The organism is uncultured Aquimarina sp. (assembly GCF_947492965.1).
GTDB lineage: Bacteria > Bacteroidota > Bacteroidia > Flavobacteriales > Flavobacteriaceae > Aquimarina.
Map to the genome: position 1 here is coordinate 308,871 of NZ_CANLOZ010000004.1, position 12,650 is coordinate 321,520.

The 12,650-nt window shown below is 34.6% G+C and carries 10 protein-coding genes; 4 read left to right on the forward strand and 6 right to left on the reverse strand.

The window, feature by feature from the left end:
- Positions 1-20: 20 nt before the first annotated feature.
- The 3 genes from Q1B37_RS12590 to Q1B37_RS12600 all read left to right on the forward strand — a co-directional run bounded on the left by Q1B37_RS12590 (position 21) and on the right by Q1B37_RS12600 (position 2,668).
- Entirely contained in the window at positions 21-809 is a 789-nt protein-coding gene (locus Q1B37_RS12590; RefSeq protein ID WP_299899062.1) for a DUF6503 family protein, read from the forward strand.
- 296 nt (positions 810-1,105) lie between these two features.
- Positions 1,106-2,227, forward strand: a complete 1,122-nt coding sequence (locus Q1B37_RS12595; RefSeq protein ID WP_299899063.1) for an alanine--glyoxylate aminotransferase family protein — start codon at positions 1,106-1,108, stop codon at positions 2,225-2,227.
- Between the two features lie 123 nt (positions 2,228-2,350).
- The gene (locus Q1B37_RS12600; RefSeq protein ID WP_299606938.1) at positions 2,351-2,668 is read left to right on the forward strand and encodes a hypothetical protein; all 318 of its coding nucleotides are present in this window, start codon (positions 2,351-2,353) and stop codon (positions 2,666-2,668) included.
- A 50-nt stretch (positions 2,669-2,718) separates the two neighbouring features.
- Here Q1B37_RS12600 and Q1B37_RS12605 read toward each other — a convergent pair whose 3' ends face one another.
- The 3 genes from Q1B37_RS12605 to Q1B37_RS12615 all read right to left on the reverse strand — a co-directional run bounded on the left by Q1B37_RS12605 (position 2,719) and on the right by Q1B37_RS12615 (position 8,196).
- Complete coding sequence (locus tag Q1B37_RS12605; RefSeq protein WP_299899065.1) at positions 2,719-4,011, reverse strand: amidohydrolase family protein; 1,293 nt, start codon at positions 4,009-4,011, stop codon at positions 2,719-2,721.
- A gap of 14 nt (positions 4,012-4,025) precedes the next feature.
- Positions 4,026-7,013 carry an amidohydrolase family protein gene (locus Q1B37_RS12610; RefSeq protein WP_299899067.1) on the reverse strand — a complete coding sequence of 996 codons (2,988 nt, stop codon included), beginning with the start codon at positions 7,011-7,013 and terminating at the stop codon, positions 4,026-4,028.
- A gap of 118 nt (positions 7,014-7,131) precedes the next feature.
- Positions 7,132-8,196: a DUF3810 domain-containing protein gene (locus Q1B37_RS12615; protein ID WP_299899069.1), complete on the reverse strand. Its 1,065-nt coding sequence runs from the start codon at positions 8,194-8,196 to the stop codon at positions 7,132-7,134.
- A 96-nt stretch (positions 8,197-8,292) separates the two neighbouring features.
- Between Q1B37_RS12615 and Q1B37_RS12620 the strand changes: the two genes are divergently transcribed.
- Complete coding sequence (locus tag Q1B37_RS12620; protein ID WP_299899071.1) at positions 8,293-9,753, forward strand: aminoacyl-histidine dipeptidase; 1,461 nt, start codon at positions 8,293-8,295, stop codon at positions 9,751-9,753.
- Positions 9,754-9,826: 73 nt separating this feature from the next.
- Here Q1B37_RS12620 and Q1B37_RS12625 read toward each other — a convergent pair whose 3' ends face one another.
- The 3 genes from Q1B37_RS12625 to Q1B37_RS12635 are packed head-to-tail and all read right to left on the reverse strand — an operon-like array spanning position 9,827 to position 12,585.
- Complete coding sequence (locus Q1B37_RS12625) at positions 9,827-11,005, reverse strand: peptidylprolyl isomerase (RefSeq protein WP_299606948.1); 1,179 nt, start codon at positions 11,003-11,005, stop codon at positions 9,827-9,829.
- A gap of 15 nt (positions 11,006-11,020) precedes the next feature.
- Positions 11,021-11,572: a gliding motility-associated peptidyl-prolyl isomerase GldI gene (gene gldI / locus Q1B37_RS12630; RefSeq protein WP_299606949.1), complete on the reverse strand. Its 552-nt coding sequence runs from the start codon at positions 11,570-11,572 to the stop codon at positions 11,021-11,023.
- On the reverse strand, positions 11,569-12,585 hold the full coding sequence (locus Q1B37_RS12635; protein WP_299606951.1) for a DHH family phosphoesterase: 1,017 nt from the start codon (positions 12,583-12,585) through the stop codon (positions 11,569-11,571). Before Q1B37_RS12635 ends, gldI begins: the two co-directional genes overlap by 4 nt.
- Positions 12,586-12,650 lie beyond the last annotated feature (65 nt).

Here is a 12,650-nt window from a genome sequence, read left to right on the forward strand (position 1 = left end):
AATAACCTTACACTCAAAAAATGAAAAAAACAATAGTATTTTTACTAGCACTTGGAGTTTTATTTTCTTGTAAAGAAGCTCCAAAAGAAGAAAAAGAAGTTATCGTCGAGGAGAAAGTAGAAGAGGTCGTTCCTGATCGATCTGGAGATTTTCCAAAAGATATTGCAGCAGTATTCGAAGCTCATGGGGGAATTCAAGCTTTTGATAAACAAAACACTTTAATTTTTGAACTTTCTAAGCCAGAGGGGAATGAGAAACACACTACGGATCTTAAGACCAGACACGCACGCATAGAAACAAATAAATTTGCTTTAGGTTTTGATGGAAATGAAGCTTGGATAGAACAGGACTCTACTTATTTTAAAGGAAACCCTCGATTTTATCATAATTTGATGTTTTACTTCTATGCTATGCCATTTGTATTAGGCGATGATGGTATTTCTTATGAAAAAGTAGAAGATCTCAAAATAGAAGATAAGACATATCCAGGGTATAAGATTTCTTATGGCGATGGAGTAGGAGACTCTCCGAAGGACAATTACTTTATCTATTATGATGCAGCATCTCACCAAATGAAATATTTAGGGTACACAGTGACTTTCTTTAGTAAAGAAAGTAGTGAAAAAGTAAGTCTCATAGAATATTCGGATTGGACAGACGTTAATGGGCTATTATTACCAAAGACACTAAAATGGAGAGCTTATGATGATGGTGTAGTAGGAGATGTAAAAAGTGAAAGAGCTTTTGTAAATGCGATAGCAAGTGAAGAAAAATTAGATACTTCTCTGTTTAGTAAACCAAAAGAATAATTTCTGAGAATTTAATTCTTAAGAAACATTATAATAAACTCTGTTAGGAATATACTGACAGAGTTTTTTTTGATAGAAAGAACTTTTTTTGATAAAAATGAAAAGGAGATTTTTATAATTTGATAATTTTTGGAATTAATTACTACTGTTAATTATAAAATACACAATAATTGAAAGATTTTTAACAAGATGTCTATGTGTAGGTTTTAATACAATTATTAGAATTAACTAATTTTATATCCTTTATCTATTTTGATTTACGAAAACGATATAGTAACACACGCAAAACTAATTTTATGTATAAAGAACTTACCACAAGTAATAGGATTTTGATGGGGCCTGGACCTTCAGACGCACATCCAAGAGTTCTTAAAGCGATGTCAACACCGCTAATTGGCCATCTAGATCCTGAGTTTGTGACAATCATGGATGAAGTCAAAACAATGGTACAAGATACTTTTATGACTAAAAACCATATGACATTTGTAGTATCTGCTCCGGGGAGTGCGGGTATGGAAACGTGTTTGGTAAATTTATTAGAACCAGGAGATGAAGCTATTATTTGTATCAATGGAGTTTTTGGAGGTAGAATGGCAGACATTGCTGAAAGATGTGGAGCTACGGTACATAGAGTAGAAGTTCCATGGGGAACGGCAGTTTCACCTGATGATATCAAAAAAGCTTTAGATATCTGTAAGCAACCAAAACTAGTAGCGCTAGTACATGCCGAGACTTCTACTGGAGTGTTACAGCCTTTGAAAGAAATTAGTGACTTGGTTCATAATGCAGGTGGATTATTGATGGTGGATGCCGTAACTTCATACTGTGGTATGGAATTGAAAGTAGATGATTGGAATATTGATGCAATTTATACCGGGACACAGAAAAATTTGAGTGCGCCTCCAGGATTATCTCCTGTTAGTTTTTCAGATAAAGCTGTCAAAGCTTTAGAAAATCGAAAAACTAAAGTGCAAAGTTGGTTTTTAGATTTAAGTATGGTTAAAAATTATTGGGGAGGTGCTAAAAGAGCCTACCATCATACAGCTCCTGTTTCTTCTGTATATGCATTAAGAGAAGCACTTAGGATTGTTTTGGAAGAAGGTTTGGAGAATCGATGGAAAAGACATCAAGAAGTACATCAAGTGTTGAAAACAAAATTGGAAAACTTAGGGTTTAACTATTTGGTCGAAGAATCTTACAGACTTCCGAATCTAAATGCAGTTTATTTACCCGAAGGTAATGATGAAGCAATGATTCGTAAGAAACTATTAGATGATTATAATATTGAAGTTGGAGGAGGATTAGGAGCTTTTGCGGGTAAAATATGGAGAATAGGGATTATGGGAGAAAGTTGTACACTTAATCACGTAAACATGCTTATCAGTGCTTTAGAAGATATGAAAGAGTTTAGCTCTTAATTTACATACATTCAGGGAGTTGGTTTTCACTGAATACTGGGTATGATTTAGGGTAGAGATTTGCAAAATTTGTAGTAATAATATAATAAACAAATTATTTTAATCTCTTAATACCTTAATTATATGAGTTCTATAAGCGATGACCAAATGGTCATGGAAATCTTAAACTTTTTTTATCCTAGAAATACGATTTCAGAGTATGATGTAACCGATAGTTTGGGGGATTTGGCAGCAGAAATGTATGCAGAAGCTTTAGAAGCATCAGCCGCAATGCATTTAGTTCCGAGACCAACCTATACACCATCGCTATCTTGGTTAGTTAAAGAAGGAGTAAAAACATTTTGGAGATCCAGAGGAGAAGATGAAATTTATGAATCCGTAAGAGTCACTGTCGCACTCAAATATAAGAGTGAATTCAGCATGACGAAGATGGGGATTTAAAAAAAAGAGGCACAATTAAGTGCCTCTTTTTTTAATGTACTATTGCATATTTATCTGCTATACTTACCACTATAGCGTTTCCATAGTTTGGTTTGGTGGCTTTCTAAACTAACATCTCTTCCTTGGATAAACGCTTTTTCTAATTGGTTGGTACGCATATCCAAAGCATCACCAATACTTATAAATAAAGTAGCATCTTTACCTATTTCCAACGTTCCTACCATATCATCAATTCCTAAAATTTTGGCACTATTACCCGTAATTAACTGCACAGCTTTTTCTTTTTCCAATCCATGAGCAGCAACAGTTCCAGCCTGGAAAGGAAGGTTACGTGCATTGGCACGTTCCATCTGACCACTATTCTGCAATGCTACTAATACACCTGCATCCACTAATAGTTTCGCATTTTTATATGGCAAATCATAGTCATCGTCTTCATAATTTGGTGTAGAGTGTGTTCTGGTCAATAGTACAGGAATGTTTTGTTGTTTTAGTTGGCTTGCTACTTTGTAGGCTTCATCTCCGCCAACAATTACTACTTTTTGCAGTTGCTGTTCTTTTGCAAAACGTAGTACATCTAAAATAGCTTTTTCGGTACCAACGTGTACAAATAAGGTTTGCGTTCCGTTAAATACTCTTTGCATTGCCAGATGAGGTAAGTTTTCATTTCCTACCTTGGATTTTATAGTTGCTTTTGCCTGAGTAACAAAATCGGTAAGTGTAGTTACCTGCTCCTGGTATTTCTTATTGGGTTTAAAACCAGGATCTTCTCCTAGCCACCATCTACCTCTGGTAAAAGGATTTGGCCAATTCATATGGATCCCATCATCTGTTTTAATAGCGGCATCTTCCCAGTTCCAGGCATCTAATTGTACAATAGAAGAAGTACCAGAAATCCATCCGCCACGTGGTGTCGTTTGGGCAATCAATACACCATTAGGACGCATACTTTCTACAATTTTACTTTCTGCATTATAGGCAATAATACTTCTGATATGAGGATTAAAACCTCCAATCTCGCTATCATCATCGGTAGCACGCACGGCTCCAATTTCTACCAATCCTAGAGTAGAATTCGGTGCTATAAATCCTGGATATACATGCTTACCAGTAGCATCAATTACTTTTCCTTTGGTAGCAATACTACCATTGGTACCAACATTTGTAATTTTACCATTTTCGAAAATAATGATACTATTGGTAATCACTTCTCCATTACCAATATGAGCTGTAGCTCCAGTAATCGTAATTGCTTCGGTTTGATTTTTTGCTGGAGTTTGTTGTGCAGTTACATTTCCAAATGCAACGATTAACAACAAGAATATATATGATAAGTTTTTCATTTTGTAATCGGTGTTTAGTGAATGTGTTCTACGGTATCGCAGTGAAAATGTTGTTTTTCCTTTTTCTTAGGCGGTTGTGTCTTTAATCCACTATTTTTTGCTTGCAATAACATGGTAGATAACTCATTTCTTTCATTAGCAATAGATCTGCGCATGGCTTTATCTTTTTCTAAATCGAAATAAGTAGCTCCTTCGATCAACGTTTTTTCTGCCTTGGCATAGATAGAAAGTGGGTGATCGGTCCATAAAACTACATCCGCATCTTTTCCTACTTTAATACTTCCTACTCTATCATCGATATGTAACATCTTCGCTGGATTTAATGTTACAAACTTCCAAGCTTCTTCTTCGCTAACACCTCCGTATTTTACGGATTTAGCAGCTTCTTGGTTTAAACGTCTCGACATTTCACCATCATCACTATTAATGGCTACCAGAACTCCTTGATTATGCATAATCGTAGCATTGTACGGAATTGCGTCATTTACTTCATACTTATACGCCCACCAATCAGAGAAAGTAGATCCTGCAACACCATGTGTCGCCATCTTATCTGCCACTTTATAGCCTTCGAGAATGTGGGTAAAGGTGTTGATTCTGAAATTAAATTTTTCAGCTACTTTCATCAACATATTGATTTCACTTTGTACATAGGAGTGGCAACTGATAAAACGTTTTCCATTAAGAATCTCTAATAGGGTTTCCATTTCGATATCCTTACGATATGGTTTTCCGCTATTTTTTTGTTGCTCATATCGTTTAGCACGAGTAAAATAATCGATGTATAATTGCTCTACACCCATACGTGTTTGAGGGAAACGAACTCGTTCTGCATCTCCCCAGTTACTTTGTTTTACATTTTCACCAAGTGCAAACTTTATAAATTTAGGAGTGTTACTATAAATCAGGTTTTCTGCACTTTCTCCCCATTTTAGTTTAATGATAGCGGATCTACCACCAATTGGGTTTGCGGATCCGTGTAATATTTGTATAGAGGTTACACCACCAGCAAGGTTTCTGTAGATATTGATATCATCTGGTGATACCACATCTTCTATGGTTACTTCTGCTGTAGAGTTATGTCCAGCTTCGTTAATAGCTGCTGCAGCAATGTGAGAATGCTCATCTACAATACCACTGGTAAGATGCTTTCCTGTAGCATCTATAACTTTAGCATTTCCTGCATTTAGGTTTTTACCAATGGCAGCAATCTTTCCATTTTTAATGAGAACATCTGTTTCTTTTAGAATCCCTTCGCTTTCATTGGTCCAAACAGTAGCGTTTTTGAAAAGTATATTTTCAGACTTTGGCAATGCTGCATTACCGTATGCAATGTTAGGATAGGTAACCGATACTACTTTTGGAGCTTCTTTAGCAGCTTCAGGTTTCTTTTTAGAAGCTTCGTTAGCTTCTTCTGGTTTTTGCTTTGCAGTAAAAGATGTTTCGCTACCATTAGGAAGTACTGCTTTTCCCGTCCAAAATTTTGGATTTTTATTAATGGCACCAACAATACGGGTATATTGGGTTTTACTAGTGTCAGCATCAGTAAAAGTCAGCGTTACCCAATCATTGGTATAGGTAATTTTACTTCCCAGTTTTGTTTCTCCGAGTTTAACTTCTGCCTTTGGTTTTGTAGGTTTTCCAGTTATGGAAACATCATAAGTCTTTCCAGCTACTGATAATTCATATGAACCTGTAATATCTGTAGTGTTCATATCATTCACAATATTTTTATGACCTTGTACCCAGTTTTCATAAATAATATTGTCCTTAGAAAATAGTTCCTTACTAGTAATTAAAAAATTGGCATGAGCTCCTTTTTTAAGCGTTCCTAGTACATTTTCTTTTCCTAAAATTTGAGCAGGAATTGTAGTTAAAGCTGCTAACGCGGTTTTTTTATCTAATCCATGTTTCAGTGCTTTTTCTAATCTTTTAGAGAGATCACCGATCTTTTTTAGTTTATGGGTAGTTAACGAAAACTGAACTCCATTTTTTTGCAGAACAGATGGATTGGAAGGCGCTTGGTTCCAATGACGCATATCGCCCAGACTTACTAGATTTGCCATATACGGATCTGATACATCATAGGCATCCGGAAAATCAAGAGGAATAATATATTTGGCATTGGTAGCTTTTACTTTGTCTATTCGAGCGTATTCATCACCACCACCAACAATTATATATTGTATGTTAAATTCATCTCCGATTTTATCCGCTCTAAAACCATTGATTCTACTACCAGCTTCAAAAATCTGTGGGAGGCTTTTATTGTTATTTAATGCCTCTATAGATAAATCTTTATAGTCAACATTATTATTAGCATACCATTTTGCATCTAAATATACTTGTCTAAGCAAAGCCATAGATCCCATTAGCGAGGTAGGATATATCTGTTTACTTTTATTACTTTTTGAAAAAGAAAGTAATTGAGAAGAAGCATCACTTAACAATCGATCTCCTTCAGTTCCTTCATTATTAAGAGCTACTAATAATCCAGTTCCTCGGATAATTCCATCAGGCATATGAGTATTTACAGTTCCAAAACCTGCTTTTATAAACTCATCAGCTTTCTTTTTATCATATTTAAATTCGTGCAACGGATTTGTCTCAGGGCGAATATGATCATTCCAATAATATCCCTCTCTAGTAGCATCGTATTGAGGACTACCACCAAAAGGATTCCCTTGTCTTTTTGGTTTTTGGATTCCAAAGTTGGTAAAAGGATCAATAAAAGACGCATAGATATGCTTTCCTTTTAGATCGATCACAATACTATTTTTCGGAATAGATAATCCTGAACCTACTTGAGCAATCTTTCCTTTCTGGATGATAAGCATACCATTTTGTATCTCGGATTCTGGAGAAGTGTGAATAGTAGCATTAGTAAACACCGTATAATTAGAATTAGATGTTTTTACACCGTCATTTTTTGGGAAGTATTCTTGAGCACGAAGAATCGACCCCATCAATATCACCAAGAGTGATAAAAATAGTTTTTTCATAGAGTTTGCGTAATAATGAATTGGTCTAAAAGTAACCGTTACTGTGGAAAGACCTTACTAATTAGTATTATTTTAACAGTTAAAGGATGTATGTAATCTCATTAAGTAATATTGAAAACTATAATTTGTTCTTGTAATAGTTTACTAACAAGGCAACTACATAGCTATAGGTGTCAATCCCTTTAGGTTGATTGTTTGCCTTTAGATAGCTGTCATAAGTACTTTTAAAAATAGGTTCTAGAGGGTTTTGGTATTGCAGCCAAAATTCATTCACCTCTTGATAATTTTTTCGGATTCCAGGTCTTAATTTTTCGATAAGACAAAATGCTTTCTGTTCGTCTCGTAAGTACAGATCATTCAAACAAAATTTTAGCGCAAAAGTAGTTCCACTATAGTTAAAATAAGGATCATCATAGTTCATAGTAGTTAAAGCCGCAAGAAAATTTGCTTCATTTTCTTTAGCAAACCCCAGTTGGTGAGCTTCTTCATGACAGCTAGTAGTTGGAGATTTATAATCTAGGATCAAACCATTCACTTGTGCTTCATTGGTTATTGGATTAAGGTAACCGCTAAATCCCATATATGTTAGTGGAACACTTAGTAATGATTTTTTAATACTCTTTGGCGAATATTTCAAGTTTGGAACAACTTCGTTGATTTGCTCATATGCTGGAATGGTTTTTTCAAATATTTCAGCTTTGCTGTATGGCATTACAATGGATAATGAATCATTAGGCTCTAATCGTTTATGAATAGTATTGGCTCGTTTAATTAGCTTTTCTGATACAGATAAAAGTTCAGCTTCCGTATATTGATCTTCGATGCCTAAAATCTCATGCATAGGTAATCTGTAATAGTTGATTCCCCATAATAAGTGAAAAGCAGCGTATACTACGGATAGGGTAGCACCCACATCTAAAAGAACAGTTTTCCATTGTACTTTTTTTCTAAAAACTCTTTTAAACAAAAAGCGGATTAGGAGTATAATCAAAATACTATATCCGATGTCTCCAAAAGAAAAGGGAATCCAACCAAAGGTAAATCGTAAAGCCTTTGATATATAAACATACAATCCATTGCTGTAAAATCGATCAATAAACTCAGGAAAAAAGGAAAGGATTTTAAGAAGGATAAACTGTACGGGTAACAGTAGAATAAGATATAATTTTGTTTTTGATTGCATGAATTATAAATATCAGGTTGTAAATCTACAACATTTCATAAAGCATTTGAATTAAGATTATCATAATGTACATTTGTCAAAAAACACAGAATACACATGAATTTAGAAATAAGAAACCTGGAACCAAAAGAGCTTTGGAATAAATTTGCGGATCTAAATGCCGTTCCAAGACCTTCTAAAAAAGAAGAACGCGTGATCGAGTTTATGAAAACGTTCGGAGAGTCTCTAGGGCTTGTTGTAAAAATAGATAAGGTTGGGAATGTTTTGATAAAAAAGCCTGCTACATCAGGAATGGAGAATCGGAAAACTGTGGTGATGCAATCACACCTAGATATGGTACACCAAAAAAATGCTGATACTGTTTTTGATTTTGATACACAAGGAATTGAAATGTATGTAGATGGCGATTGGGTGCGTGCAAAAGGAACAACCTTAGGAGCAGATAATGGATTAGGTGTAGCTACTATTATGGCTATTTTAGAATCAAAGGATATTGTACATCCACCTATTGAAGCATTATTTACCATCGATGAAGAAACTGGAATGACGGGTGCCATGGGATTACAGCCGAATTGGTTACAAGGTGATATTCTTTTAAACCTAGATACTGAAGAAGATGATGAAATAGGAGTAGGTTGCGCAGGTGGAATTGATGTTACTGCAGAAAGAACATACAAGGAAGAGGTTACGCCAGATGGAACTACCGCTTTTAGAATTTCGGTTACTGGTTTAAATGGAGGACACTCAGGAATGGATATTCATAAAGGCTTAGGAAATGCCAATAAAATTATGAATAGATTACTATTTGATGGTTTTGAAAATTTTGGACTCAGAATTCATGAAATAAAAGGAGGAAGTCTTCGTAATGCAATTCCTAGAGAAAGTTTTGCTACTGTGGTTGTAGATACGATACATTCGGAAGCTTTTCAATTTGAAACATCTGCTTTAATTGCTACGATACAAAAAGAACTTGCTCTAGTTGATGCTAATTTATCTATAGAATTAGAACAAGTAGAGGCTCCAAATAGCGTAATGGAATTAGGTGTTCAGGAAGGTATTTTAAAATCTTTATATGCTGCACATAATGGAGTGTATGCGATGAGTTTATCAATACCGGATTTGGTAGAAACATCCAATAATATTGCAAAAGTAACTATTGGTAGTGGGACTATTAAAATCGAATGTTTAACCAGAAGTAGTGTAGAGTCTTCGAAATTAGATATGGTTAATAAGCTAAGAGCTACTTTTGAATTGATTGGGTGTGAAGTAACTACCGATGGAGATTATCCGGGATGGGCACCAAATATGGATTCTGCCATTTTAAAGGTTATGGATGAACTGTATCAAAAAATAAATGGAGAAAAAGCACATATTGCAGCTTGTCATGCCGGTTTGGAATGTGGTATTCTAGGACAAAATTATCCAGATATGGATATGATTTCTTTTGGGCCTACTATTTTAGGAGCGCATTCTCCAGATGAAAGAGCGAGTATTTCTTCTGCACAGAAATATTGGAATTTTGTAAAGCAGATTTTAGAAAGTATTCCTGAAAAATAATAGCATGTCTACTATTAAAATTAAAAAATCCCATATCATTTGATATGGGATTTTTTTTACATTTTATTAAATTCTAGTGACCGTGACCGTCATCTTTAGAATGAGCTTGAGGAGCTTCAGTTTTATCTACAATGCTTTCTATTTCAAGTTCAAAAATTAAATCTGTATTAGGAGGGATTGGAGCTCTTCCTCTTTCTCCGTATCCTAAATGAGAAGGAATAAATATTACTGCTCTATCTCCAACTTTCATTTGTTGAACACCTTCTTTGAAACCGGCGATCATTTGAGCTTCGGGAGAATAAGGCATTTCTATAGGAGCATATCCCATAGGGTGTTGTGCTCTACGACTCTTTGGGTCATATGTTCCCATTTCTTTGTCTATATCAATCATATTAGTATCAAATACCCTTCCGTCTGTAAAGAAACCAGCGTAATATAATTTTACAACGTCTGTTGGTTTTGGTTGAACACCATCACCTTCTTTTAAAAACAATATTTCTAAACCACTTTCTAATTTAGTTGCTTTCTCCTTTAATCCCTCGTATTTCGCAGCAGCTTTTTTACTATTTTCTTTGATCAAACGTTCTTTTGCTAATTTTTCTTCTTCTAGCACTTTCAGTTTGTCTTCGAGTTCTGCCTTTGTATCAAATGCTTTTGCATCTTTACCTTTTCTGATGATATTAACTTGTTCCATTCTTACTTCAGAAACAGGTTTGTCTCCAGGTCTTTTTGTTTCTACAACCCCAATGCTATCTACGATATCTTGTCCTGAAACGATTTCTCCAAAAACGGTGTGTTTTCCATTTAACCAAGGAGTTTCTTTTAATGTAATAAAAAATTGACTTCCGTTGGTAGCAGGGCCAGAGTTGGCCATCGATAAGATTCCTTTAGACTTATGTGTTAAAGAATCTACGATCTCATCTGGGAATTTATATCCTGGATCACCAGTACCTGTTCCTAGTGGATCTCCTGTTTGGATCATGAAATCTTTAATCACTCTGTGGAAAATGATTCCGTTGTAATATTTTTTTCCTTTGTAAAGGCTATCTACCATAGTATTGGTTCCTTCTGCAAGGGATACAAAATTAGCTACTGTCATTGGCGTAGCATCGTAGTATAATTTTGCAACGGCTGTACCTTTATTTGTTATGATTTCTGCATAGATACCATCCCCAAGTTCTGGATATTTTTCTTTGCAACTAGTTAGAGTTAAAGCGACAATCGCTAAAAATAAAAGACTTAATTTTTTCATTTTTTTAGTTAAGGTTTAATTTTCTTTTGTTGACTGTTTTGTGATTTTGTTGAGAGTTACTCTGGATACTAACGGAATATTTGTTCCAATCTTATGATCATCACCATAATATCCATATGCTTGATAAGAAGGAAACAAGAAAACAACAGTTTCTCCTTCTTTCATGAGTTTTAATCCTTCTCTTAATCCAAAAAAAAGATCTTCTTGATCGATAGCATAATTTACAGTATCCAACTCTTTTTGACTATAAATAATTTCTCCATCCAAATCTTTTATGTCGTAGGTGAAGTTTACAATATCACCAAATTTAGCAGTAAGTGTTGATATGGTATCCTTTTTCTCATAGTAATACCAAAAACCACCATCTGATGTGATATAATTACGAGAAGTATCTTGTTGGATTATTTTTTGAATTTTTGCTTCTTCTCCTGCTATAAGTTCCTTGTTCCTGTTAATAGATTCATTGATAAAAGATCCTGAAGAAATACTAATAGGCTTTCTGGCTTCTGGAGCTTTACAAGAGAAAAATAAGGCGAATAAGCTTGCTAAAAGAAAAAAATGTCTCATGAATTTAGGGCATTTTTATAAGACGGTAAGATACTAATAAATTTCTCAACCGTGTCTTGAAGTGAGAGATTACTTTTTCCACCAGCAGCATTATGATGACCACCACCTTCAAAGTGATTTCTTGAAAATTCATTGACAGAAAAATCACCTTTAGAACGAAGAGAGATCTTTATGATGTTTTCACCTTTATTTTCTATAAAAATTAAAGCGAGTTTGATGCCTTCTATGGATAGCCCCATGTTTACAAATCCTTCCGTATCTCCTTTTTTGAAATTGTGATCATCTAGTTCCTTTTGAGATAGTGTAATGTAGGCCGCTTTATATTCTGGTAACACTTTTAAATTTTTTAAAGCTACCCCTCTTAATTGTAATCTAGAATAGGTGTTACTATCATAAATTAGTTCATGGATTTCAGTATTGTTAGCTCCACGATCTATTAAATCAGCAATTATTTTATGAGTTGTACTGGTAGTTGATCGAAAACGAAAAGAACCTGTATCAGTCATGATACCGATGTAAATACAAGTCGCAATGTCGGCAGTAATTTTGTTTACATCTCCTAAATTATCGATAAAGTGATAGATCATCTGACAAGTAGAACTCATCATAACATCACTGTAGGTATAGACAGCATAATCATCTGGTTGCTGGTGATGATCTATCATGATATACGTAGTATCGGTTGTTTTTAGCAAGCTTTCCATATTACCAGTTCTGGAAAAATGGTTGAAATCTAAAGTGAAAATGATATCAGCTTCTTTTATCTTTTCGGTTGCGACTTCGGTATCACTATCGTATTTAATAATGGTAGACTCACCTGGAATCCATTTTAGAAAATTTGGATAATCATTCGGTGTAATTACAGTAGCATTATGTCCCAAACCAGACAAATAGTGATAGAGAGCTAGTGTTGATCCAATAGCGTCTCCATCTGGGTTTTTATGCGGAATGATTACGATGTTTTTGGAAGTACTTAAGAGTACTTTTACTTCCTTAAATTCACTTGTGTTCATAGGTCTGCGAAGATACTATTTATTAATAATATGGTAATAATGGAATACTTACTTTTACCATACGT

Bases quoted from the DNA above. Each gene is read 5' to 3' on its own strand.
- Q1B37_RS12590 (WP_299899062.1), top strand. From the start codon at position 21: ATGAAAAAAACAATAGTATTTTTACTAGCACTTGGAGTTTTATTTTCT.
- Q1B37_RS12595 (WP_299899063.1), top strand. From the start codon at position 1,106: ATGTATAAAGAACTTACCACAAGTAATAGGATTTTGATGGGGCCTGGA.
- Q1B37_RS12600 (WP_299606938.1), top strand. From the start codon at position 2,351: ATGAGTTCTATAAGCGATGACCAAATGGTCATGGAAATCTTAAACTTT.
- Q1B37_RS12605 (WP_299899065.1), bottom strand. From the start codon at position 4,011: ATGAAAAACTTATCATATATATTCTTGTTGTTAATCGTTGCATTTGGA.
- Q1B37_RS12610 (WP_299899067.1), bottom strand. From the start codon at position 7,013: ATGAAAAAACTATTTTTATCACTCTTGGTGATATTGATGGGGTCGATT.
- Q1B37_RS12615 (WP_299899069.1), bottom strand. From the start codon at position 8,196: ATGCAATCAAAAACAAAATTATATCTTATTCTACTGTTACCCGTACAG.
- Q1B37_RS12620 (WP_299899071.1), top strand. From the start codon at position 8,293: ATGAATTTAGAAATAAGAAACCTGGAACCAAAAGAGCTTTGGAATAAA.
- Q1B37_RS12625 (WP_299606948.1), bottom strand. From the start codon at position 11,005: ATGAAAAAATTAAGTCTTTTATTTTTAGCGATTGTCGCTTTAACTCTA.
- gldI (WP_299606949.1), bottom strand. From the start codon at position 11,572: ATGAGACATTTTTTTCTTTTAGCAAGCTTATTCGCCTTATTTTTCTCT.
- Q1B37_RS12635 (WP_299606951.1), bottom strand. From the start codon at position 12,585: ATGAACACAAGTGAATTTAAGGAAGTAAAAGTACTCTTAAGTACTTCC.